At 46.2% G+C, this 24,325-nt stretch carries 17 protein-coding genes; 6 read left to right on the forward strand and 11 right to left on the reverse strand.

Going from position 1 to position 24,325, the window contains the following annotated elements; all coding sequences use genetic code 11:
* Positions 1 to 1,482 (reverse strand): proline--tRNA ligase, encoded by a 1,482-nt coding sequence (proS, locus tag IEY13_RS12320; RefSeq protein WP_188952385.1) that lies wholly within the window; start codon positions 1,480 to 1,482, stop codon positions 1 to 3.
* A gap of 170 nt (positions 1,483 to 1,652) precedes the next feature.
* Between proS and IEY13_RS12325 the strand changes: the two genes are divergently transcribed.
* From IEY13_RS12325 to IEY13_RS12335, 3 genes are all read left to right on the forward strand, one after another.
* A complete protein-coding gene (locus IEY13_RS12325) occupies positions 1,653 to 2,399 on the forward strand; it encodes a hypothetical protein (protein WP_188952387.1) in 747 nt (248 codons plus the stop codon).
* A gap of 12 nt (positions 2,400 to 2,411) precedes the next feature.
* A complete protein-coding gene (locus IEY13_RS12330; RefSeq protein ID WP_188952389.1) occupies positions 2,412 to 3,971 on the forward strand; it encodes an OmpP1/FadL family transporter in 1,560 nt (519 codons plus the stop codon).
* A 133-nt stretch (positions 3,972 to 4,104) separates the two neighbouring features.
* On the forward strand, positions 4,105 to 5,124 hold the full coding sequence (locus IEY13_RS12335; RefSeq protein ID WP_188952391.1) for an acyltransferase family protein: 1,020 nt from the start codon (positions 4,105 to 4,107) through the stop codon (positions 5,122 to 5,124).
* Positions 5,125 to 5,242: 118 nt separating this feature from the next.
* On the opposite strand, the gene miaA is transcribed toward IEY13_RS12335, so the two are convergent.
* The 5 genes from miaA to IEY13_RS12360 form a co-directional block, all read right to left on the reverse strand.
* Positions 5,243 to 6,154: a tRNA (adenosine(37)-N6)-dimethylallyltransferase MiaA gene (gene miaA / locus IEY13_RS12340; RefSeq protein WP_188952392.1), complete on the reverse strand. Its 912-nt coding sequence runs from the start codon at positions 6,152 to 6,154 to the stop codon at positions 5,243 to 5,245.
* A gap of 4 nt (positions 6,155 to 6,158) precedes the next feature.
* Positions 6,159 to 7,319, reverse strand: coding sequence for a sigma-54-dependent transcriptional regulator (locus tag IEY13_RS12345; RefSeq protein ID WP_188952394.1), 1,161 nt, complete (start codon positions 7,317 to 7,319; stop codon positions 6,159 to 6,161).
* Between the two features lie 48 nt (positions 7,320 to 7,367).
* Complete coding sequence (locus IEY13_RS12350; RefSeq protein ID WP_188952396.1) at positions 7,368 to 9,422, reverse strand: TonB-dependent receptor; 2,055 nt, start codon at positions 9,420 to 9,422, stop codon at positions 7,368 to 7,370.
* An 86-nt stretch (positions 9,423 to 9,508) separates the two neighbouring features.
* On the reverse strand, positions 9,509 to 10,495 hold the full coding sequence (locus IEY13_RS12355; protein ID WP_146834768.1) for a pyruvate dehydrogenase complex E1 component subunit beta: 987 nt from the start codon (positions 10,493 to 10,495) through the stop codon (positions 9,509 to 9,511).
* Positions 10,496 to 10,589: 94 nt separating this feature from the next.
* Positions 10,590 to 13,529, reverse strand: a complete 2,940-nt coding sequence (locus IEY13_RS12360; protein ID WP_188952398.1) for a TonB-dependent receptor — start codon at positions 13,527 to 13,529, stop codon at positions 10,590 to 10,592.
* A gap of 138 nt (positions 13,530 to 13,667) precedes the next feature.
* On the opposite strand from IEY13_RS12360, the gene IEY13_RS12365 reads away from it, so the two are divergent.
* The gene (locus IEY13_RS12365; protein WP_188952400.1) at positions 13,668 to 14,597 is read left to right on the forward strand and encodes a phosphoribosylaminoimidazolesuccinocarboxamide synthase; all 930 of its coding nucleotides are present in this window, start codon (positions 13,668 to 13,670) and stop codon (positions 14,595 to 14,597) included.
* Positions 14,598 to 14,712: 115 nt separating this feature from the next.
* Complete coding sequence (locus IEY13_RS12370) at positions 14,713 to 14,931, forward strand: DUF4287 domain-containing protein (RefSeq protein WP_188952402.1); 219 nt, start codon at positions 14,713 to 14,715, stop codon at positions 14,929 to 14,931.
* A gap of 47 nt (positions 14,932 to 14,978) precedes the next feature.
* On the opposite strand, the gene IEY13_RS12375 is transcribed toward IEY13_RS12370, so the two are convergent.
* Positions 14,979 to 16,922 (reverse strand): glycoside hydrolase family 97 protein, encoded by a 1,944-nt coding sequence (locus IEY13_RS12375; RefSeq protein ID WP_188952404.1) that lies wholly within the window; start codon positions 16,920 to 16,922, stop codon positions 14,979 to 14,981.
* 123 nt (positions 16,923 to 17,045) lie between these two features.
* A complete protein-coding gene (locus IEY13_RS12380) occupies positions 17,046 to 18,686 on the reverse strand; it encodes a LirA/MavJ family T4SS effector (RefSeq protein ID WP_188952406.1) in 1,641 nt (546 codons plus the stop codon).
* Positions 18,687 to 19,025: 339 nt separating this feature from the next.
* Between IEY13_RS12380 and IEY13_RS12385 the strand changes: the two genes are divergently transcribed.
* Positions 19,026 to 19,493 (forward strand): ankyrin repeat domain-containing protein, encoded by a 468-nt coding sequence (locus IEY13_RS12385; RefSeq protein ID WP_188952408.1) that lies wholly within the window; start codon positions 19,026 to 19,028, stop codon positions 19,491 to 19,493.
* 52 nt (positions 19,494 to 19,545) lie between these two features.
* On the opposite strand, the gene IEY13_RS12390 is transcribed toward IEY13_RS12385, so the two are convergent.
* The 3 genes from IEY13_RS12390 to IEY13_RS12400 all read right to left on the reverse strand — a co-directional run bounded on the left by IEY13_RS12390 (position 19,546) and on the right by IEY13_RS12400 (position 24,324).
* A complete protein-coding gene (locus tag IEY13_RS12390) occupies positions 19,546 to 22,272 on the reverse strand; it encodes a family 78 glycoside hydrolase catalytic domain (protein ID WP_188952410.1) in 2,727 nt (908 codons plus the stop codon).
* 27 nt (positions 22,273 to 22,299) lie between these two features.
* The gene (locus IEY13_RS12395) at positions 22,300 to 23,481 is read right to left on the reverse strand and encodes a glycoside hydrolase family 27 protein (RefSeq protein WP_229687838.1); all 1,182 of its coding nucleotides are present in this window, start codon (positions 23,479 to 23,481) and stop codon (positions 22,300 to 22,302) included.
* Positions 23,482 to 23,547: 66 nt separating this feature from the next.
* Positions 23,548 to 24,324 carry a response regulator transcription factor gene (locus IEY13_RS12400; protein ID WP_188952412.1) on the reverse strand — a complete coding sequence of 259 codons (777 nt, stop codon included), beginning with the start codon at positions 24,322 to 24,324 and terminating at the stop codon, positions 23,548 to 23,550.
* Position 24,325: the final 1 nt, after the last annotated feature.

The following is a 24,325-nucleotide window of genomic DNA, read 5'->3' on the forward strand; positions in this document are numbered from 1 at the left end:
TTAATAAGCCCTCGCAAACAATACCCGCTGCGTTGATGGGTTTCCGGTTAATACACACTTACCTGCTTCCTGTTCGTTGTTTAAAGGAATACAACGTATAGTAGCTTTGGTAAGCTCTTTAATCTTCTCTTCAGTTTCGCCGGTACCATCCCAATGTGCTGCAACAAAACCGGTTTTCCCGTCCAGGGTTTTTACAAACTCATCCCAGGTATCTACGCGGGTAATATGTGTATCTCTGAAGGTTCTGGCCTTTTTGTAAATGTTCTGCTGTATTTCATCCAGCAGCGCTACAATACGCGCAGGTAAACCATCCAGGCTGTAACTGTTCTTCTCTTTTGTATCGCGGCGCGCTACTTCTGCTACATTATTATCCAGGTCGCGGGCCCCAAGGGCAATGCGTACAGGCACGCCTTTTTTCTCGTACTCTGCAAACTTCCATCCTGGCCGTGCATTGTCATTATCGTCATATTTAACGGTAACGCCAGCCGCCTTCAGTGCAGGTATAATTTCCCCTTTCACTTTTGCGTCAATAGCTGCCTTCTGCTCATCTCCTTTGTAAATAGGTACAATTACTACCTGTATAGGTGCAATGCGGGGGGGTAATACCAGCCCTTCATCATCGCTATGTGCCATAATCAGGGCACCAATTAAACGGGTGCTTACGCCCCAGCTGGTAGCCCATACATAATCCAGTTTATTCTCTTTATCGCTGAATTTTACTTCAAACGCTTTGGCAAAGTTCTGGCCCAGAAAGTGTGAGGTACCAGCCTGCAGCGCTTTACCGTCCTGCATCAGCGCCTCAATACAATACGTATCTTCTGCACCGGCAAAACGTTCGTTAGGCGTTTTAACCCCTTTAACCACCGGCACCGCCATCCAGTTTTCCACAAAATCGGCATACACATCCAGCATACGCGTAGTTTCTTCTATCGCTTCCTGTTTGGTAGCATGGGCGGTATGGCCTTCCTGCCATAAAAACTCAGCGGTACGTAAAAACAGGCGGGTACGCATTTCCCATCGTACTACGTTTGCCCATTGGTTTATCAGCAGTGGCAAATCGCGGTAGCTCTGTATCCAGCCTTTATAAGTATTCCAGATAATAGCTTCACTGGTAGGGCGTACCACCAGTTCTTCCTCCAGGCGGGCGGCAGGGTCCACAATCAGTTTACCTTTATTATCGGGGTCAGTTTTTAAACGGTAGTGGGTAACCACAGCGCACTCTTTGGCAAAACCTTCAGCGTTTTTTTCTTCTGCCTCAAACAGGCTTTTGGGCACAAACAGTGGAAAATAGGCGTTTACGTGGCCGGTATCCTTAAACATTTTATCCAGCACATCGCGCATGTTTTCCCACAGGGCATAACCGTAGGGCTTGATAACCATGCAACCACGTACAGCACTATGGTCGGCCAGGTCTGCTTTTACAACAATATCATTATACCATTCGGAATAATTATCCGCTCTTGAAGTAATTTCTTTACTCATATTAGCTTTTCTTTTTTACCGACGATGCCGGCTGTTTCGCCCGCAGTTACCCCTATTTAGCCTACCTTTAACAATAATTAAGTGCATTTTTGAGGGGCAATTTGTAGCTTACAAAACAGAGCGCAAATGTAGGAAGTTACACGTTATAAACCTTTTGAAAAGCGAAGGCCATGAAAATGAAATTTATACTCCTGTTAACTACCGCAGCTGCCATATTGGGTGGTTGTTCCGGCACCTACAAATCAAGTCAGACGCCGGATGACGTGTACTATTCTCCCGCACGCGGAGCAGAAGAAGGCGCTGCCGGTTACTACGATGAATATACTACTTCCAGCGATGACCGCTACCTGCGTATGAAGGTACGCAACCACTATAAATGGTCGGATATTGACGATTACACCTACTGGAACGACAGCCGTATGATGTACGACCAGAGTTTTTACTACAACAACTTTGCAGGTAATTACGGATACTATAACCCATGGATGTGGAACAACAATATGTACTACAACCACCCGGGCGCCAACTGGGGCTGGGGTTGGGGATGGGGCAGCTTTAACTACCTGGGCTATGGTTATGGCTACGGTGGCTACAGCCCCTGGTTTAACCCATGGTTTACAGTAATCACATATAAAAACCCCAGGGTATTTGGCACTACCAGCGGTTCGGGCTTAGCAGCTTACGGCAACAGAAACTATAATAACAGCAACAGAAATAATAACAGTAACGATCGTTATTATACGCCCAACAATCAAACCAAGTACAACAATAATAACAATTCTGCCAGGTATAACGATGCACCTGTGCGTACGTTTTCACCATCTACCACCCCCAGCAACAGTGCAGGTGGCCGCAGTGGCGGTTACAATTCATCAGGCTCGGGCAGTGCAGGCGGCCGCCCTCCAAGAGGTAACTAACCCATAACAGCTATGACAAGAAATATACATTATGCGGTTGCAGCCGTTGCTGCCGCTTTTTTTTCAGGCATGGCAGCAGATGCCTGTGCACAAACACCCGATGATGCATTAAGAGCCAGCTGGTTTATTCCCGGCGGCAGTGCCAGAAGTACAGCAGTAGGCGGCGCCATAGGTGCATTGGGTGGCGATATATCTGCCGCCAATGTAAACCCCGCCGGTATTGGCTTATACAAAACGCGCGAGGTGGTATTGTCGCCCGGCTTTGTGTTTAACAATACCCGCAGCAATTACAGAGACAGCTCTACCAAAATAAATAAAACGGGCTTTGCCTACGGCCCTATTGGTATTGTACTGGGCACCCCGCAAGGCAGGCGCTCTAACTGGACCAGTTCTGCTTTCGCCCTCACCGTAACGCAGCTGGCCAGCTATAACAAGCGTGTATCCTACGCAGGCTACAACAACTACAGCACCTTTGCCGAGCAGTTTGTTGAAGAATTATTAGCAGATGGCGCTGATACCCTGGCTGCGGAAAACAACTATATCAATGGCTCTTCACTTGCTTACCGCACTTACCTGATTGATAACCGGCGTGACGGCAACGGCAATATCATTGGTTATAAGCCTTTACCTACCCCGGCAACCGGCTTATATCAGGAATATGATGCCAATACCCGTGGTGGATTACATGAAATAAACCTCGCATTTGCCGGCAACCAGAACGACAAGTTCTATATCGGTGGTAGCGTGGGCATTCCTATTCTTTCCTACCATCGCGATCTGTATTTTAAAGAATCAGATGCCTCCGGTAACACCAATAATGATTTTAACTATACGGAATACAGGGAAACCTTCAAATCTTCCGGCGTTGGTTTAAACGCCAAGCTGGGTGTTATTTATAAACCTAAAGACTTTATCCGGCTGGGTTTGGCCTTCCATACGCCATCTATCCTCTCCTTCAAAGATGAGTTAAGAGCCTCTATGAAAACGGATACGGAAGGATATTATCCTGGCGGCGCTTTGTTTGAAAGTTCTGACCGGCTAAACGATGGACAAGCAATTACCAGAAAATACAATCAGGTAACGCCTTACCGCATCATCGCCAGCGGTGCTTATGTATTCAGAGAGGTAGAAAACACCAGAAGGCAGCGTGCTTTCATCTCCGCTGACATTGAATATATCAACCACCGTGGCTCCCGCTATTCCACTTCAGAAGATGACGATCCCGGATTAAAAGCCTATTATAAAATGGCCAACGAAGCCATTAAAGGTTATCTGAAAAACGCTTTCAACTTCCGTTTGGGCGGCGAACTTAAATTTGATCCGGTAATGTTCCGTTTAGGCGCGGCCTACTATGGCAGCCCTTATCAGGATAAAGAACTGAAAGCCAGCCGTTTGGTAACCAGTGCTGGTGTTGGCTACCGCAACCATGGTATGTTTATAGATCTTACTTATGCTTTAAGCTGGAACAAAGACGCCAACTTTCCTTACCGCTTAAACGGGCAGGCAAATACGTTTGCTATGGAAAGAAACAACCGTGGCAACCTGGTGATGACGGTAGGGTTTAAAATATAGATTATTGCCCTTGCTTTATATATGTGTATATTAAGCAGGGGCAAATAAGTATGTACTGTTGCTGCTTTCAAATTAATCCGCTATATTAGAACTGTCCTTTATTTAAGCCTATACATTTCTGAAAAAACCAACCATGACTAACCTAAAAATACCGAGGATAGAATACCTCGATGTAGTTAAGGGTATTGGCATATTATGCGTTGTTAGCGGCCATATGCTCCATACAGCTTCATCTGTTTTCTATCTGTTTCACATGCCGTTATTTTTTTTTATAAGTGGCTTTTTGTTCAGCCGGGATGAGAATCAAAAGCGATATGTACGCAATAAGCTTATTCAATTAATAATCCCCTATTGTACTTTTCTTATACTTCTTTATCCGTTTTTATTTGTACCTCAACTCAAAACGGCATCTGCAAAAGAAATATCCCTAATATTTTTCCGGGCAATATTAGGCGGCAGAAAACTGGCAGCGGTATGTACCGTATTCTGGTTTATTACCTGCCTTTGGGCAACACAGGTTGTTTTCAACTATCTGATCTGTAGATTTTCTATGCAGCAAATACTGATAATCTCCGGTATATTTCTGGCTTTTGCTTATATAAATGCTACATTCTTTCAAAATGTATACATACCATGGAATCTAAACGTTGTATTTTTTGCCGAACCTGTTTTTCTGTTAGGGTATTTATTTAAAAAATACGACTTTGCCAATAAGATACCTGTGTGGATATGCATTATTTTCAGCCTGGCAGGTGTTTACCTCAGCAATAAATATCCTTCGATTTCATTGAACATGAAAAATGCGCAATACGGAATTCCTGTAGTAAGCCTGTTTTTAAGTATCAGTATCATAATATCACTTTTCTACATTGGAAAACTAATTTGCAAAGTCCCTCTTTTGAAAAAAACACTTGAGTTACCTGGTGAGGCATCGTTGGTAATAATGTACAGTCACCAACTAATTCGCGGACTAATTCATACGTATACACCTTTAAACGCACCAGTTATTTATGTTATCTGTATTATTGCCGGTATAGCACTATACAGGTTGCTGCTTACGAATAAACTGTTACGAATTTTCTTTCTTGGCTCTAAAAAAGACTTTCAGGAACAGTTCGAACGCACCCCACCCATACAGCTATCTGTTCATTAAAAAGAAAGTTAAAGAATAGAAAAACAGTAGGATTTGAGATTCTAAAATTAAAAACCTATATTTGGCTTAACAATCCAAACACACCTGCTTGACGCCCGTAGCAATACGGGCGCTTTTTTTATCCCTTAGTCAGTATTTCTGTAATATAAGCAGCCACGCCTTCTCCATCCGCCGGGTGAAACCAACGCATATCTTCGTCCCTTTTAAACCACGTTAGCTGTCGTTTGGCATAGTGCCGGGTGTTCTGTTTCAGTAATTCTATGGCACGAGGCAGGTCGGTTTTGCCATCCAGATAATCAAAAAACTCGCGGTATCCTACCGTTTGCAGGGCATTCAGGTGTTTATGGGGTAATAAGCTGGTTACTTCATCCAGCAGGCCCTGTTCCATCATCATATCTACCCGATGATTAATACGCTCATATAGCAGATGCCTGTCCAGCTCCAGCCCTATTTTAATAGTACGGAAGGGGCGGCTTTCTTTTTTACCGCTACGAAAACTGTTGATGCTCTGGCCGGTAGCGTAGAATACTTCCAGCGCACGCATCAGCCGCTGAGGGTTTTGCTGTTCCGCAGTTTCCCAGAATACCGGGTCTTTGGTTTTCAGTTCCTGTTGTAACCCCTCCAGGCCGTTAGCCTGGTACAAGTCCACCGCTTGTTGGTGAATAGCATCCGGCACATGGGGTATATTATCCAGCCCTTCGCAAAAGGCTTTAATATACAGCCCGGTTCCGCCGCACATTACTGCTAGGTTACGTTGCGTAAAAACAGATGCTGCGGCATTGAGCGCATATTGCTCAAATACCGCAGCATTCACTTCTTCCTGTATGGAATGAGAATTAATAAAATAATGAGGCACCAGCACCAGCTCGGCCGGTTCCGGCTTGGCTACGCCAATATTCAGTTCACGAAAGCACTGCCTGCTATCCGCCGAAATAATAGCCGTATTAAAACGCTGTGCAATCTGTAGCGATAAAGCTGTTTTACCAACGGCTGTAGGGCCGGCTATAATAATTACATAATTCAACTTCAAACACTTATCGTGGTAACACGTAATTATTTACATCTTCCAGCTGAATGCTTTTACCAGATAAGATTACCAAACGCTCTACCACGTTACGCAGTTCACGTATGTTACCCGACCAGTTATGCCTTTGCAGGGCATCCATTGCCTTCTTATCTATTGTTTTTTTGGCCTGTCCGTATTCTACCCCTATATCCCCCAGAAACTTATCTACCAATAAAGGAATATCATCGCGGCGCTCGTTCAGCGAGGGTACGTGAATCAGTATTACCCCTAACCGGTGGTACAGGTCTAAGCGAAAGTTTTTATCCTCCACTTCCTTCAGCAGGTCTTTGTTGGTTGCCGCTACCACCCGCACATCTACAGAAATTTCTTTATCACCCCCTACGCGGGTAATTTTCCCTTCCTGCAAGGCGCGTAACACCTTGGCCTGGGCGCTCAGGCTCATATCGCCCACCTCATCCAGAAACAGGGTACCACCGCTGGCCTGTTCAAACTTACCTATGCGTTGTTTAATAGCTGAGGTAAACGAACCTTTTTCGTGTCCGAATAACTCACTCTCAATCAGCTCGCCCGGTATAGCCGCACAGTTTACCTCAATAATAGGCCCTGTGTTGCGGTTGCTTTTTTCATGTATCCAGCGGGCCACCATTTCTTTACCCACCCCGTTTTCGCCTGTTACCAATACACGGGCATCGGTAGGGGCCACTTTTTCAATGGTATCTTTAATGCGGGCAATGCCTTCGCTCTCTCCTATCATTTCCTGTACACGGCTCACCTTACGCTTAAGCGTACGCGTTTCCTTGCTCAGCGTGTTTTTGTCCATCGCATTACGCAGGGTAATCAGCATGCGGTTTAAATCCGGCGGCTTGGATATATAATCAAAAGCGCCCTTTTTAACAGCATCTACTGCTGTTTCAATGGTACCGTGCCCGCTTATCATTACCACGGGTACATCCGGGTTGAGTTCTGTGGCTTTTACCAGAAACTCAATGCCATCCATCTTGGGCATTTTTATATCGCAAAGCACCACATCAAACGTAGTACTGCTGAATAGCTTTAAACCTTCTTCCCCGTCAGATGCCTCTGTTACCTTATACCCCTCAAAAGTCAAGATCTCGTTCAGGGTTTTCCTGATTGCCTTTTCGTCATCTATAATCAGAATGGTAGACATAAGTTTTCACCGTTGTTTAAGCTGCTAATTTAGAAGAAAATAGGCTTGTTAGTGCCAACGAACTGCTAAACCGGCAGAGAAATTGCGGGACGGTGCAGGATTGTAGTACCTGCCACCCAGTGCATTAATGTCATTTCCCAGGCTATACAGCTGATTCAGCAGGTTATCGCCCGCCGCAAACAGCGTCCACTGCACACTTTTCATACGGTGTGTATAGCCCAGTTTCGCCTGTAACAATTGATAACCAGCCGCATATACACTATTATCATCAGCCAGGGGCAAACGGGAGGTAGCATTAAGTGTAATATTGGCAAACCAGCCCTGCGGTAGCGTAATATCCAAACCACTCACATTTACCGTACGCGGCACGCCCGTTAAATGGTTGCCGGAATAGTTGGCTGTGCCTGCTATATAACCAGTAAACGTGTAAGGCTGGTAACTGAAGCTGTTAAACAGCGTAAGTACCGGCAACACCCGCACGCTTACAAAAGCTTCTGCACCGGTTTGCTTAGTACCGCCGGCATTTACAAAATATTCAGCCCCCGCAGCATTGGAACGGCGTACAATAGCGTCCCGTAACCGGAAATCGTACCCGCTTACGTCAAACTGAATCCGGTTGCGCCAGGCACTGCCTTTTACCCCCAGTTCAAAATTCCAGCCATGCTCCGGTTGCAGATTGCCATAGTAATTACCATCAGAGGGCCGCACTTCTGCCAGAGAAGGCGATGAAAATCCACGGCTGGCAATACCGTACACCGCTACAGTGGGCATAATTTTATAGAGTATGCTCACGCGTGGCGCCCATAAAGCGCCCAGCTCTTTTTCCTCTTCCGGGGTGACATCTGTCAGCCGCTGGTAATGATAGGTTAGCATGTTACGGCTTACGCCTGCCTGAAATACCCAGCGATTACGCCATTGGGCATCTGCCTGTATAAACAAAAAGTGCTGGGTGGCTTTCAACTTATCTTTCGTTTGCACATCCCCTTTCACGCCTCCATTGTTATCGTAGTTGTCTACGTCCGATTGGTTTTGCAGCCACTCCGCACCGGCGCGGGCCTGCCACTGAAAACTGCCCTGCTCCTGATGGTAGCGGAAAGCAGTGCGTCCCCCATAATTCCATTCGTTCCGCACTTCGTAGTTGGTAATAAAAGGGTTGCGAAAGCCGGTATGGTTTACCATCAGTACCGTAGTATTATCCCACCGGCTACCCATTGCCGTTTTCAGCGCTATGCCACCGAAGGCCGTTTTGTTGTATATAGCCGCCTGCTGATCCGCAGAACCAGGCAGCGTGGCTGTTTTTTGCCGGGCCTGGCGTGGGTTGGCTTCCATTTGTTGCAGGGTAATGCCACCGGGTGTTTTATACATCAGATCGGTATAAAACAGTAAGGCAGATAATTCCTGCACGCGATTTAAACGTACGGTACCTGCCACCTGCCCGCCATCTTTCCGGTAACGGCTCTGCTGGCGGTATCCATCGCTTTGGTAATGCACCTGACCTACCTGTATATGTACGCCGGTATCTGCGTAGCTGTATCCGGCATTCTGCGCAAATAATCCGTAAGCGCCACCGGTTACGCCCACCTGCCCGCTGCTGCCGGCAGGCTGGCGGTTTACATCGCCACTATGCAGCAGTACCACGCCGCCGGTGTTGGCGCCATATAAGCTGGCGGCAGGGCCTTTAATTATCTCCAGTGATTGCAGCTGACTCAGATCGGGCAAGTTAAAATAGGTATTGCCACCCGCATCAGTAAGCGGTATATCGTTCCAGTAAACTTTCAGGTTGCGTACCCCAAACGGAGCGCGCAACAAACTGCCCCGCAGCGACAGGCGGTAGCTACCTGGCGAGCGTTCTTCCATCCGCACACCGGTAACTGCATTCAGCGCCGGCACCAGCGTGGGCTGGCCGCTGCGCAGCAGCGCCTGTTCGTTTACCACTGCCACGGCTGCAGGGGCTTCGCGCCAGCGGCTATGCAGGTCAAACGCAGTAACCACCACCGTATCGGGATATTGTTGGGCAGCAAGGGTATCCACAGCGTTACGCTGGGCAAAGACGGGCAGCGTGGCTGCACACCCTATTAAAACGGGTACAAAGCGCATTATCATAAGTTATAAACGGTTAATCGGGTACAAAATAAAAGGGTTGACAGCTATTTCAGCCATCAACCCTTTTAATATTTCGTGTAACAAAACTACTTCTTCGTGTACATTACCTCTTTCACCAGTTTCACCGTACGTGGAACGTCGGGCAGGTAAGCATTTACCAGGTTTGGCGCGTAGTGCATAGGAGCATCTGCGCAGGTGATACGACGGATAGGAGCATCCAGGTAATCAAAACCTTCTTTCTGAATACGGTAAGAAATTTCAGAGCTGATAGAAGCGAAAGGCCACTGCTCTTCCACAATTACCAGGCGGTTGGTTTTCTTAACGCTTTCCAGAATGGTCATCCAATCCAGCGGACGGATAGTGCGCAGATCAATAACCTCAGCACTGATACCTTCTTTTGCCAGCTCGTCAGCGGCACCCAGTGCAACTTTCATCATTTTGTTGAAAGAAACGATGGTTACATCGGTACCAGCTCTTTTTACAGCCGCTTTACCTAATTCGATATAGTATTCTTCTTCAGGAACTTCTGATTTATCACCATACATTACCTCGCTTTCCATGAACATTACGGGATCTTCCTCGTAACGGATAGCCTGCTTCAGTAAACCTTTGGCATCGTAACCGTTGGAAGGAGAAACCACTTTCAAACCGGGAATGTTAGCGTAATAGCTTTCGAAAGCAGTAGAGTGTTGCGCACCCAGCTGACCAGCGCTACCGTTTGGTCCGCGGAATACGATAGGACAGGTAATTTGTCCACCACTCATTGCCAGCATTTTTGAAGCAGTATTCAGAATCTGATCCAGCGCCAGTACAGCAAAGTTCCAGGTCATGAATTCTACCACAGGACGAAGGCCATTCTGTGCTGCTCCTACGCCTACGGCAGCAAAGCCCAGCTCAGCAATGGGAGTATCAATCACACGTTTTGCACCGAATTCAGCCAGCATACCCTGACTTACTTTATAGGCACCATTATATTCAGCCACTTCTTCACCCATAAGGAACACACGTTCATCCCTTCTCATCTCTTCACTCAGGGCTTCACGTAAAGCCTCACGAAAAGCAATTTGTCGCATAATAATTGATCGATTGTTTTAAGCGCTTCAAAAAAGCTGGGCAAAAATATAGGTTTATGCCATATAAAAGAAAAGTAAAACCCGAAACTTCTACTTAAAACACATTATAACCAAAGCTTATGTAATACAAACCGCCCACCATCGGATTTCCGAAAGCACTCTGATAATACTTGTTAATCAGGTTGGTGGCGCCCAGCTTAATCAGCGACTTAATTTCGGGTAAACGGTAGCTGATCTGCGCGTCCAGCGTGCTATACGCCGGAATATCGCCTGTACCAAACGTACCTTCCCAGTTTACTTTATCCTGCCAGCGGAACACAGCATTGAAGCCTATGTTTTTATACAGGTTGTCGTTTCCTATGCCCAGGTTATACCTGATTTTAGGGGTATTGAAAAAAGTAACCACACCCGCAGGCACATCGGTAAGTTTGTCGCTATACACATTACCACTGGCACTCCAGGTTTTGTAAATCTGGTACACCAGGCCCGCACCCCAGCCATAGGCTTTTACCGGCTGCGGTACATTGTATACAAATGAGTAGTTGGTGGAAGTAAACGGACTGGCCAGTTCCTGGTAGTTTACCGCTGCGTTAGTGCTTGCGCTCTGGCCACGCGCTACTGCTACACGGGCAATAAAGTTTTTGTACTGGCTGTAGTAACCATATACGTCAATCATCAGCTTTTTGGCAATTACCCCACGATAGCCTGCCTCAAACGATTGTACAGTTTCTGGCTTAATGGTATTAAACTCCCCTACTTTCAGCAATGCCGGGTTAGGCGCTCCCGCACCTACAGTAGCGCGGTAAGCGGCAACACTTTCTGCGGTATAAGCGGGGCTGGTGCCAAACTTGTAAAAGTCTTTAAAAGAAGGCAAACCACCAATCAGCACTGCTGCCGGTGTGCGCAGGTTAATCCACTGATCCTGCGTGGAAGGAAAACGGTAGGCCGTCTGGTAAGAAAAACGCAGGTTATTGTCTTCCGCCACTTTTACCAACGCGGTAAAACGTGGGGTAAAACGGCCTGCAAAGTTTTCGTTTTTATCGTAACGTACCGAACCGGTCAGTTTAAGCACATTGGGCACTACCTGCTTCTGCACCTGTACGTACCCGCCATATTCGTTGATACCAATGGCACCGGTAGTATCGGCAAAAATGGTTCCCTGTGAGTTGAGTGAGTAGCGGCGGAAGCTGGCTCCAACCAGTACTTCTGCAACTTTTACTACATCACTGAAGTTGTACTGGCCTTCTGCCTGGTATAACGCTGATTTATCAGCAAACTTGGCACCGCCTTTACTAATTGAGATGCTGGTTACACTGTCAAACACCCGCTGAAAACCGGCGGTACCGGGCAGTAACCTTCCTGCATCAGCCGCATTTCTGGCAGCGGCATGTGATATTGCATCAGGTGCAGAAAGGCCGTTGGCCAGCCCTAAACGTGCAGCGCTGTAAGTACCGGTATATTGCTGAAACCAGGTAGCATCTGGCTTCCAGGCTCTGTTAATTGCAATAGCCGCGGTGTTGGCTGTATAAGAATCACCGGAGTTTTCCTGAATGGTATACAAGCGGGCAAACCAGTTAGGGTTTCTTATTTCCAGCTTGTACTGGCCCATCTGCAGGTTTTTCAGTGAATAACGGTCAGCACCTGTATACACCGTAGTACCTGTACCCCAGTTGGCGGTTAAAGATGCTTCAGTTTTAGAAGTGATTTTATAATGCAGGGCAGCAGATAATTTCAGGTTGTAAGAGTTATAATCTACCAGATCTTCCTCGTTATACCCGGTACGGCTTACCGACTGCGCACCAAAAGTACCTCTATAGGCATTATTGGGTGCAGCACTTAAAGGAATTAAGAAAGGCAAGGTAGAGGAATAAGGTGCCAGCGCGGGGTTCAGCGCAAACTGTTGCGCTATCTGGTTGGGCGTTAAACCTGCAGCCACATAGCCATCTACTGCAGTAGCAATAGCATTGCCCGGATTAGTAGGAGGGTTCACCAACTGCGCTTTCACCGCCTGTGCAAACGCCTGCATACTCGCGCTGGCCTCATCACCAAACACATTCACCCCGTCATAGTTAGGGTCAGAAGTGCGGTCACCAGGCTTCAACTGGCTTAATACGTTATTCCTTTGCAGGTTGCGGGTATCTTTTGCACGCCAGTCATCTGCTTTAATATATTGTCCGCCTATTTTAAAGGCTACTTTATCACTTATTTTATGCGCCCAGCGTAAGCTGATGTCATAATACGGAGTAGGCTTCTGCTGCGGATCGCCCAGGTGCATAATGCCCTGTTTCACCTGCGCGCTGAAGCCCTGGTATTTGAAAGGATTTTTACTGCTGATGAGCAGTGTACCATTCATACCGCCTGAACCATACAGTGCAGAAGAAGCGCCGGGCAGCAACTCCATGTTATCTACATCCAGCTCGGTAAGGCCAATAATGTTACCCACAGTAAAGTTTAATCCGGGGGCCTGGTTATCCATACCATCCACCAATTGATTAAAACGCAGGTTACCACTACCGTTAAAACCACGGGTGCTGATGGTTTTGAAGGTAAGGCTGGAGGTGGTCATATCCACCCCTTTCAGATTACCAATAATGTCGTAATAGTTGGCAGCCGGTGCAGTGCGTATAGTGGCCGCGCTTACCCTTTCAATAGAAACAGGCGTTTCCAGCAAACGCTCGCTGGTGCGCGATGCAGCTACTACCACTTCCTCACCCAGTACGTAACCAGGCGCCAGCGATACTTTCACCGCTTCACCAGCTGCGGCTACCTGTACCTCCTGCGAGGCGTAAGCAATAGAACCAAATACCAGTGTTGCCGGAAAGGTAATAACTCCATTTACTGTAAAGGCGCCCCTTTCGTCCGTAACAGCACCTAACAGGGTGCCTTTTACTGTTACAGACACACCCGACAATAGTTTACCGGTAGCTCCGTCGGTTACTACGCCCGACAGGCTGACTCTGGTTTGTGCTCCGGCAGATACAAAAGAAAAAATGGCAATCAAGGCCAGTGTAACAATCGAAAGTATTTTTCTCATTCGGCAGGCTTTTAAGGGAAGTTACAATATTATTGATTGAAAACGCCGGGAGTACATGATTAAATTTGGGTATATATGTAAAGGAATCATCATTTAATTATCCAAAATCCAAAACCAATTCTTTGATTACTTTTGCGCATGGCAAATTTTGAGTTTCCTCAGCAAACTGCCTTTTACAAAGGCAAAGTAAGAGACGTATATACCATTAAAAACGACTGGCTGGTAATGGTAGCCAGCAACCGTATTTCTGCTTTCGATGTAATATTACCCTGCCCTATCCCCTACAAAGGACAGGTGTTGAACCAGGTGGCCACTTACATGCTTAACGCTACCAAAGATATTTGTCCCAACTGGCTGGTAGCCACTCCCGCCCCCGATGTGGCTGTAGGTAAAAGATGCGAGCCTTTTAAAATTGAAATGGTGGTACGCGGTAACCTTACCGGCCATGCATGGCGCACCTACAGCAGCGGCAAACGCATATTATGCGGCGTTACCTTACCTGAGGGACTGAAAGAAAACGACTTCTTCCCCACACCCATCATCACCCCTTCTACAAAAGCATCAGAAGGGCATGATGAAGACATATCTAAAGAAGAAATTATAGCACAGGGCCTGGCCACTGCAGAAGACTGGCAGATTCTGGAAAAATACGCCTTGGCACTGTTTGCCAGAGGCAAGGAAATAGCGGCTGAACGCGGATTGATACTGGTAGATACCAAATACGAATTTGGCAAACTGAACGGTGAAATTTACCTGATGGATGAGGTACACACTCCAGACTCTTCCCGTTACTTTTACGCAGAAGGTTTTGAAGCCCGCCAAAGCACCGGCGAAAGACAAAAACAACTGAGCAAAGAGTTTGTAAGAGAGTGGCTGATCGCCAACAACTTTATGGGCAAAGAAGGACAAACTGTTCCTGAAATGACGCCTGAATGGATAGCCACCATCAGCCGCCGATATATTGAATTATACGAACAGATTATAGGCGAAAGCTTTGTTCCGCAGGACTGGACCGATGAGCAGCGTTTTGAGGCTACGGTAGCGGAGCTGAATAAAGTGATTGGATAAATAGCGTCTGCGATTATATCGCGTGAACGTTTACATAAAAAGCCTTAGCAGAAACGCTGAGGCTTTTTTAGTAGAAGTATATTTGAATAACCAATCATTTAGAAACCTAATCACCATGTCATTTCAGGCGTATCTCGACAATATCAAAACCAAAACCGGCCTCTCCGCCGACCAATTTAAAAAACTGGCTGAAACCAAAGGGTTCGTAAAAAAAGATGCGTTAACAGAAGGAACAAAAGCAGGCGATATTTTAGCCTGGCTGAAAGCAGATTATGATCTGGGCCATGGACATGCCATGTCTTTAGTAGCCTATTTTAAAGGAAAGCGTGATTAAAAAAGCCCGGCATACCTGCCAGGCTTTTTATGTATAAAGAATTTCTATCAGTTAAAAAGTACCGCACCACCATTCCCATTCAGCCGTATCGTGAATTTACCCTCTGAATCCGGCTTCTGGGCTTCGTTCACCGCTTCGGTGCCCTGGCCGTCACGGATAACGGAGATGGTTTTGTTTTTAAACATAGGCAAATGCAGCGTAAGGTTTCTTTCTTTGTTTTCACCATTCACAGCAGCTACATACCACTTCTTCCCTTTACGGCGCGCCAGCACACAATACTGACCGGGGAACCCATCAATAAAGCGGATTTCATCCCAGGTAGCTGGTACGTCTTTTACAAAGTCAATCAGAAAAGCCGGCGCATCCAGGTTGGCGGGTGTTAAACCCCAATGCTGTACCGCAGAGAAAAACAATACCGAGGTGGCTATTTCAAAAGCATCGGTGGTACGTCTGGTATTGCCACCTTTCTGAAAACGGCTCAGCTTTTTCTGGAGAAACACCGGTCCAAAATCCATAGCAGCAACTGCGTTCCGCGTGAAGGGATAGATAGTTGCTAATTGAGCATATTTATCACAAAAACTTTGCTGAAACACCAGATTTTCGGATGCCAGTACGGCTTCGCTTGTCATATAGTTTGGATACATTCTTTCCCAGCCGCGTGGCAGGGTGGCACCATGAAAATTAATGCAAAGCCCGTAAAGGGCGGCATCTACCAGTATATCGTGGTAAAGCTGCATCGTCACTTGCTTATCCCCACCAAAGAAATCAATTTTCAAACCTTTTACACCTATCTGCTGCAACCAGGCCATTTCCTGCCTGCGCACTTCCGGTATGTGCATTTTGTCTTTGGGGGTTTGCGGCGCTTCGTTTGCCGTGCCGTTGCTGTTGTACCATAACAATATACTTACCCCTTTGGAGGTAGCATAACGCACCAGTTCCGCCATTTTATCCCGTCCAATCTGCACATCCCACAGGGCATCAATCAAAATGTATTCACATTTTAGTTTTGCGGCCAGATCAATAAAGGTTACCTGATCATTATAGTTGCAACTGCTGTCCTGCCAAACAATCCAGCTCCAGGAAGCACGGCCGGGTGCAAACACTTTTTCCGACTGTATAAGGGGCTTTACCACATCTGTAGAAATGGTGGATTCTATAACAGGCTTCAACGTCTGCCCTACGGTAATTGTTTTCCAGGATGTTTGAACAGGCAATACGGCAGAAGCGGTGGTAGCACCTTCACCATTATTCTCGCCGCTTTGCGGAAAGGCGATTGTATATAAACCACCGGTAACAGGTTCACTCAAATGCGTGCCGGGGTAATTACCGGCAATACCTGTTTCTGAAATCAGCACCCATGCTTTCTTCTGCACATGAAACAACGCAGGAAAGGTATAACCTGCTTTGTCTTTAGAAACCGTACCGGCCGGTTCCTCTACGGTGTAAAACTCTTCATAAGAAGGCTTTGTTTTTTTCCAGCCGGTCATAGGCAATGCCTGCGGGGTTATAAAAGTAGTAGTAGAGGCGGGAAAATCAAACCCGGTAAGTTCCTTTTCAATAACACAGGTACCAGTTTTACCGTTTACAGCAGGCAGCCTGTAACAAAAAGCAATATTATCATTGCTTACCTGAAACACTACCTGTACAGTATCACCTGCTGCATTGCGGAGCAGCCAGGTAAGTTCGTTCGCCTTGTAGTTTACCTGGCTTACTTTAGAGCGGTTCAGCTGATAACTATCTTTTACACGCGCAGTTTTTGCACCTGCCTGCTGTAATCCTTCCGTAAAATCACCCACAGAACTCTTCAACCCCAGGGGCGATGGTTCTAATACAGCCTGCCCTGAATAGAAAACCGCATAGCCGGGTTTTCCTGCCTCAACAGACAGTTGTATTTCTAACTTTTTATCTGGGCTTCTTACAATAGTCTTTTCCTGGGCTTGTGCATTTGCGGCAATAGCAAAAAAAGCAAGGGTAATGGCTGTATAACGCATATCGATTCGTTTGTGAGGGTACGAACATAAGGAATAAATGTAATACTGACACGCTACTTTATTACCATACTGTTGAAGCCCTTGTTCAAATGTAACAGAAGCTCCGGCTTACATACACCACTGCTATTTGTTTTCATCATATGCATACAACTTATTATATGCATGCAAAGCAGCAAAAAACACTACGGACAATCCGGCTACCGCAGCTGCATTGAAGGGTGTGAGCCACTTTGCCGGAGCCGGCTTACCCCAGGTAAGCGTATCCTTTTCTATGCTGTTATCTGTTTGCTTCCATACTGCATATTTATCCCGCTGAGCCATAAACTCATGGCCCACATAATCTTCCTCCGCCAGTTTAAAAGCGTTTGGTTGCTGCCGCATTTTTGCCACAAGCAACGCTATTACAGAAGGGGGTGGAAAAGCCTCTTCTTCGTAATCATTCCCTTTATCGGTTGCATGTACAGCCTGCTGTAAACGCGTTTGTCTTAATGCAGCAAGCGCTTCTCCTATAGGCGCAAGCGCCTCTAACCCTACGGGGTTCTCATATCCACTGCGGCCTGGAAATGCTGTTCCTGTTTTGGGGCCGGTACTTTCCTGCAAATCGCGGTTAAAAGTGCCGGGAGAAGAATAACTATTGCTGTTTACCTCATTACCATCATCCAGCACAGCCCCCCATTTAGGATCGCCGGTACGGGGCTCTTTGCCCATTTGACGGTACAATTGATTAACTGTACTATGAAACATACCGCCAGACTTAGCCGCTTCTATAATAGCATACCATTGCAAACGGTGGGTAAGCTCGCCATGCTTTAACCCTACACCATAATCGTCCAGTACCCGCCCCTTACGTAATAATGCAAAAAATGTTTCGGTAGGTAAAATGCCCAAAGGAATACGCGGCGGGCTGTTAAAGCCTGCGCTCTGCTCCTGCCGCCGCAGCTCCCTTCGCAGTGCGCCCAGCTTGTCTTCTTCGCCGCTTACAGCCGTTGCCAAAGGCATTAAAAAACTCAATACCAGGCTTTTATTGTCCATAAATGCTTTCAGTGTATTAAAATCCTCCAGCATGTTCCGGTTTTCCTCTGACAGCCGTCCTTCCTTGTCGCCCCATTGATACCCTTCCTTTCCGTCCACTGCTTTTCCGGGTATCTCTTCTCCCTCTTCCCCTCTCTCCCCCTCCCACATCCTATCCAGGGTACGCTTTTTTTCCAGCAGATACCCTAATAACTTATATACCGTTTGATTGTCATTTCCGTTATACGTAGCCTGATATTTACCATACCGGGTAAGCAAATCTTTGCCCGCTTCTACAATATTGTCGGGATCATTCTGCCAGTCAGGATCATCCATCTTCCCAAGCCATTCAGCACATGCTATAAGATCATCTGATACCTGTTGCGCTTCACTAACCAATACAGGGCGAATCAAAGCAGCACGTTGCCCAACTGTTAACAGCCGTTCTGTAAGCTCATTCAGCCCGGGTAATATTTCTGCTCCAGGCGCCTCTTCTCCCATCTCCTTTCGAACACGCTCATCCGCCTCAGCATACGCCTCCACAGCCAGCTTCAACGCGTTAGCCGCTTCCGAGCCATCACGGGTCATCTCATCCCGCAACCGCTTCTGATTTTCCATATACATCCGCTGAACCGGTGTTTTACTTACCGTAAAGCGCTTCATCTGCTCTTCCAGTAATTGCATAGGGTTAGCGGCAGCAACATCACCTCTGGCAGCAGTAACAGCACTTACCGGAGTGGCGGTAGTTTTCATAGCCTTTAGTTTACAGAAAGTTCGGCTTAATTGATAACATTTCCAACATAGCTGTATGCTAAAAGCCTTTAGCTTTTCTTTGATCACTTTTTAACACGCACTCAGCACTATTTAAGTGAGCAAACACCGGGCTTCCAAACTGCTTACTTTCCAATACAATACACATTACTTATCACAAAACGTACTCATGCAAAAACGGCCCATTCCGCACTGGCTGTGGCTGGTGGTGTATGCAGCATATCAGAATGGTTGTACCTATGCAGTATCAAACGCATCTGAACAAAATGAACAGCGGTGAAAACAAAAACAAATTCACTCAATGTTCGCAAAACAAGTAATATGAAAACTACAGTATTAGCAGCTCTGTTCGTAATCGCCGTAAGTGTTTCTGGTTTCAGCCAAAAGCCAATGGGCATTTTTGATGCGGTAAAACACAACGATTCTACCACGCTGGCTATGTGTTTAAACGCGGGTTTAAAAGCAAACACTACCAACGCTTATGGCAACACCCTGTTAATGGAAGCCAGCAGAAGCGGCAGCTACGCTGCTGCGCAATTATTGCTGTTACACGGCGCTAAAGTAAATGCAAAAGATGAAATGGGTAACACCGCCCTGATGGAAGCTACTTTAAGAGGCGATGAGCACATGGTGGCTATTCTGTTACAGGCAGGTGCCAGCACCGCTATCATAAACAAAGCCGGTGAAACCGCTTTAAGCATTGCAGATGGTTTTGAAAAAACGGCTATTGCCAAACTCATCACCAATCAGGAACAAAACGGTAAAGATCAGTATGCTAAGCTGCGTTAATATATAAACGGAAGTGCCGCCTGCAACATATAGGCGGCACTTCCCTCCTGTATCAGCGGGAAGTAAATTCATATTTACCCGAACCTGCTTTTACTACCATATACTCATTTTCCTTACCCACTACCTGTATATCCGTTGATGCTGTAAGCGGCTGCCCATCCAGCATTACTACTGCGTTGCCCATCAGCGGCACATAAATAGTAGCTGTTGTATTGGCCGGAATTTCTGCACGCAATATCAGTTGTGCGCCTGCTACGCTCCATTCACAACTGAGTTTACCGTAGGGTGTTTCATAAAAGGCAGAGGCATGGGTAAACTTTCCACCTATATGTGGCTGAATACGTATGCTCTTATAACCTGCACCTTCACCGTCTTCTGTATCCAGCCCTACCATTACACGGTACATCCAATCGCCAATGGCACCATAAGCATAATGATTAAACGAATTCATAGAAGCAGCCTGAAAATCGCCGTTGGTGCGAATGCCATCCCACCGTTCCCAAATGGTAGTTGCACCTTTTGTTACCGGGTACAACCATGAAGGATAGGTTTGCTGCTGCAATAAGGTATAGGCAACATCTGAATAGCCGTACCTGCTGAGTACATGGCATAAATAGGGCGTTCCTAAAAAGCCGGTAGTCAGGTGATCTCCATATTGCCTGATGTTTTCTACCAACCTGCGTGCGGCTTGCGGGCGCAAGGTATCAGGCAACATATCAAACTGCAACGCCAGTACATACGATGTTTGCGTGTTAGACATGGTAGCTCCGTTGGGCGTAGTATACTCGCGCAAAAAAGCAGTTTTTACCTTTTGCAGCAAAGCAGTGTAAGTGGCAACATCCTCTGTTTTATTTAATGCTTTTGCCGCATTAATAAGCAATTGGGTGGAATGCGCATAAAAACATTGTGCAATCAGGTACTTGTTGGTTATTGCCGATCTGCCATCATTGTCATCCGTGATACTATAAAACAACCAATCGCCATAATGCCTGCCTTTATTCCATAAGTTATCTGTGCTTTGCGTTTGTATATAATCTACCCAGGCTTTCATGCTGGCGTATTGCTTTTCCAGAATACGCTTATCACCATATACCTTATACATTTCCCACGGAATAACAGTAGCCACATCTGCCCAACCGGCACTTTCGCCCTTTGCCCAACCTTTGTTGCCTAAAATATTCGGTATCACATGCGGCACATTACCTTCCGGCTGCTGGTCGGCGGCAACATCTTTCATCCACTTGGTAAAAAAATTGTTTACACCCCGCAGAAATGTGGCGGTACGAAAAAACACCTGGGCATCACCTGTCCACCCCATACGTTCATTCCTTTGCGGGCAATCGGTAGGCACATCTAAAAAATTACCCTTCAGCCCCCATTCAATATTATGCTGTAATTGATTAATTAATGTATCAGATGAGGTAAAACTTCCTGTTGGTTCCATATTGGAATGCAGCACCACTGCCGTAAAATTATCCGGCATTACCGGGCCCGGATAGCCTTCCAGTTTTATATAGCGAAAACCGTGAAAAGTAAAATGCGGCTCAAAAACTTCCTCTTCATTTCCTTTCAGTATATACACGTCCTGTGCCTTTGCTTTACGCAGGTTTTCTGTATAAAAATTGCCTTTCTTATCCAGCACCTCGGCATGCGATACCGTAATCTTATCTCCGGGCTTCCCTTTTACTTTCAGCTGCACCCAACCAACCAGATTTTGCCCAAAATCAATTACCTGCTCTCCCCTGGGGGTAGTGATGATTTTTACGGGCTTAATGGCTTCCTGCTTTTTAATAGGTTCATTATACTGGGCTGTTAAAACAGCTTTTGAAAAATCAGCTGTTTTAACGCTGCTCCATTGGGCATCGTTATAGCCCGCCAACGTCCAGCCCTTTTTATCCAATCTTGCATCAATGGTTTCTCCGTCATACATTCCGGCATACCGTATGGCCCCGGTGGATGATTTCCAGCTACTATCCGAAACAACAGTCTGGGTAGTACCATCCGCATATGTAATGTGTAATTGAAAAAGCAGGGCTATATCAGTGCCATAGATATTGCGTTCGTTATTAAACGAAAAATTACCACGGTACCAGCCATCACCCAGGGTTACGGCAACAGCATTGTTACCCTGTTTCAGCAAATCAGTTACATCGTAGGCCTGGTATTGCAGGTGTTTATGGTAACTTGTCCAGCCGGGGGTCAGGTACGCATCTCCTACCCGCTTACCATTCACCTGTGCTTCGTATAAACCATGTGCTGTTATATAAGCAGTGGCTGATTTTATTTTTTTACCGTTGCTGAATTCTTTTCTCATCAACGGCGCAGCATACAGGCTGTCTTCCACACCCGGCACCATCCATTGTGCTTTCCAGTCTGTAACCTGCAGCAACCCCATTTGCCAGAACGCCGTTGTACTCCATGCAGATGCGGTTCCTTGTTTATCCCACACACGCACCTGCCAGTAATACCTGCGGCCCGCTACCAATACTGCACCGTTGTAGGGTATATGCACCGACTGTTCAGAGCTGACTTTCCCGGTTGTCCAGCTGCTTTTTCCTTTCGCCAGGTCTGCTGCATCTGCAGCCACTCTAATTTCATAGGCACCCTGTAATACATTGCGCTGGTCTGAAACCAGCTGCCAGCTGAAGCACGGCTGCCGCACATCTACCCCTATAGGGTTTTGTAAATTTTCTGTCCGCAACCGATCAACCTTTACCTGCGCCAGTACTGATAAAACAATACATTGAAAGCCGAGGAAAAAGAAGCTTACTTTTGTCATATGAATCAGTATAAATAAATATCAGCATTACTTAGTTACCAGCAACACTATAACACCATGTGCAGGCAGTGTCAGTTTTTTTCCGCCACCCAGTTTTCCCAGGTTTTCATGGCGCCACAAATCGCGTAACAGGCTTTTACCCTCTAAACGCAACACCTTGCTGTTCAGTGTAAATAAGGCCTCCTGTTTATTGCGATTGACAATTGCCAGCGCTTTGCTTTTTCCATCCGAACCCAACGGCTTCAGCCATACCTCAATACCATTCAGCGCATATACACGTGTTGCCTGCTTACAACCGGCATCCTGGTTTAAGGCTATCAGTTCCCGGTTGGTAAGTATTTCCAAAGTTTCTTTGCTCATGTTGCGCAGGTCGTTACCAGCCAGCAAAGGAGAATTTAGCATACACCACATAGAAAAATGTGTTTTATCTTCTTCATAGGTCATACCTCTGCCCACCTGAAGCATATCCATATCGTTGTAATGCCCTGTAGAAGCATATTTTGCCAGATCTGCATTCAGGTCAATAATTTTCAATATCGAAGAAAACCCGGGGCGTATGTCAGAAGAAATGCGCCAGGAATCGGCTTTATCAATCACCCACTCACCCGGAAATTTCCAGCGGCATACATTGATTACTTTATTGGAATCAATTGCTTTAACAGCTTCAATAATGGGTGTATAGGTTTCTTCTTCCTTCAGCTGCATCCGCTCTGCCCCGCACCAGTCTACCTTTAAAAAATCATAACCCCATTCCTGCAAAAACAAGCTGCAATCTTCTTTAACATGCCCGTAAATACCCACTCCATAGCCGTTGGGGTCTTTATCATATACCGACCCGCAGGTATTCTTCCCGGCATCGGTATAAATACCTGCTTTTAATTTTTTACTATGGATATAATCTGCCACCGCCTTCATTCCTGAAGGAAACTTTTTGCTGTCGGCAAACAGCCTTCCGGCAGTATCGCGCCCGCCAAAATATCCATCATCAACATTAATAAAACGGTATCCTGCCTCATACAGGCCGGATGCAATCATAGCATCTGCCTGCTGGCAAATCAGTTTTTCATCAATATGTATCCGGAAGTGATTCCAGCTGCTCCATCCCATTACAGGCAAACGGGGTGCGCCGGTAGTCTGGCCCGCACCAGACAATGGAAAATACACAAGCGTGGCAAACAAGGTAACAAAAGCTAACATCCTTTTCATCATATGTAAAGATGTGCCACTTCTAAAACAGCTATTGGTAAAATCAGATCAATCTTTTGCAGAATCTGATCATATTCCTTCCGCTGCGCTGTTTCTTTTAGCCATGTATTCAGAAGGTGTAACGCCAAACTGCTTTAAAAAGCTGCGCCCGAAATAAGCCTGAGAGCTAAACCCCGTAAGGCCGGCCACTTCATATATTTTGTAGGAGCCCTCCATAAGCAGTTCGGCAGCTTTTTTTAACCGGGTAATGTTAATCAGCTCTGAAGGCGTAGTTCCGGTAATAGATTTAATGGTTCTATACAGGGTAGGCCTGCTCATATTCATACACTTAGCCAGCCGGTCCACATCCAGGCTGGTATCTTCCAATTGAAGCAGTATTTCTTCATGCAGCCTTTCCAGAAACAGTTCATCTGTTTTGCTGTACGCCATGCTTTTTATATGCACCAGTGGCGATTGGGCAAAGTGCTCCTTTATTTTAGCCCTGTTCTCTATTAAATTAGCTATCTGTGCCCGTAGATAATCGGGAGAAAAAGGTTTTTCTATATACGCATCTGCCCCAACCTCCAACCCTTCTATTTTACTCTGGAAGGTGTTTTTAGCCGTTAATAATATCAGAGGAATATGGCTGTAAGCCACATTGGATTTAACAGATCTGCAAAAATCCAGCCCATCCATTCCATCCATCATAATATCGGAAACAATTAAATGAATGGCCATACCAGATAACACCTCCAACGCTTCGTTGCCATCAAAAGCCTTAATTACTTCATATCTGCTACACAGCTCGCTTTCCAGAAAACACAATATTTCTTCATTGTCATCAACCAGTAGCAATAGCGGCTTCATA

The sequence above is a fragment of the Filimonas zeae genome, from assembly GCF_014641615.1.
Lineage (GTDB): Bacteria > Bacteroidota > Bacteroidia > Chitinophagales > Chitinophagaceae > Filimonas > Filimonas zeae.

Excerpts from the sequence above, each read along its gene's own strand:
- proS (WP_188952385.1), bottom strand. The coding sequence starts at position 1,482 with ATGAGTAAAGAAATTACTTCAAGAGCGGATAATTATTCCGAATGGTAT.
- IEY13_RS12325 (WP_188952387.1), top strand. The coding sequence starts at position 1,653 with ATGAAAATGAAATTTATACTCCTGTTAACTACCGCAGCTGCCATATTG.
- IEY13_RS12330 (WP_188952389.1), top strand. The coding sequence starts at position 2,412 with ATGACAAGAAATATACATTATGCGGTTGCAGCCGTTGCTGCCGCTTTT.
- IEY13_RS12335 (WP_188952391.1), top strand. The coding sequence starts at position 4,105 with ATGACTAACCTAAAAATACCGAGGATAGAATACCTCGATGTAGTTAAG.
- IEY13_RS12345 (WP_188952394.1), bottom strand. The coding sequence starts at position 7,319 with ATGTCTACCATTCTGATTATAGATGACGAAAAGGCAATCAGGAAAACC.
- IEY13_RS12350 (WP_188952396.1), bottom strand. The coding sequence starts at position 9,422 with ATGATAATGCGCTTTGTACCCGTTTTAATAGGGTGTGCAGCCACGCTG.
- IEY13_RS12355 (WP_146834768.1), bottom strand. The coding sequence starts at position 10,495 with ATGCGACAAATTGCTTTTCGTGAGGCTTTACGTGAAGCCCTGAGTGAA.
- IEY13_RS12360 (WP_188952398.1), bottom strand. The coding sequence starts at position 13,529 with ATGAGAAAAATACTTTCGATTGTTACACTGGCCTTGATTGCCATTTTT.
- IEY13_RS12365 (WP_188952400.1), top strand. The coding sequence starts at position 13,668 with ATGGCAAATTTTGAGTTTCCTCAGCAAACTGCCTTTTACAAAGGCAAA.
- IEY13_RS12370 (WP_188952402.1), top strand. The coding sequence starts at position 14,713 with ATGTCATTTCAGGCGTATCTCGACAATATCAAAACCAAAACCGGCCTC.
- IEY13_RS12375 (WP_188952404.1), bottom strand. The coding sequence starts at position 16,922 with ATGCGTTATACAGCCATTACCCTTGCTTTTTTTGCTATTGCCGCAAAT.
- IEY13_RS12380 (WP_188952406.1), bottom strand. The coding sequence starts at position 18,686 with ATGAAAACTACCGCCACTCCGGTAAGTGCTGTTACTGCTGCCAGAGGT.
- IEY13_RS12385 (WP_188952408.1), top strand. The coding sequence starts at position 19,026 with ATGAAAACTACAGTATTAGCAGCTCTGTTCGTAATCGCCGTAAGTGTT.
- IEY13_RS12390 (WP_188952410.1), bottom strand. The coding sequence starts at position 22,272 with ATGACAAAAGTAAGCTTCTTTTTCCTCGGCTTTCAATGTATTGTTTTA.
- IEY13_RS12395 (WP_229687838.1), bottom strand. The coding sequence starts at position 23,481 with ATGATGAAAAGGATGTTAGCTTTTGTTACCTTGTTTGCCACGCTTGTG.
- IEY13_RS12400 (WP_188952412.1), bottom strand. The coding sequence starts at position 24,324 with ATGAAGCCGCTATTGCTACTGGTTGATGACAATGAAGAAATATTGTGT.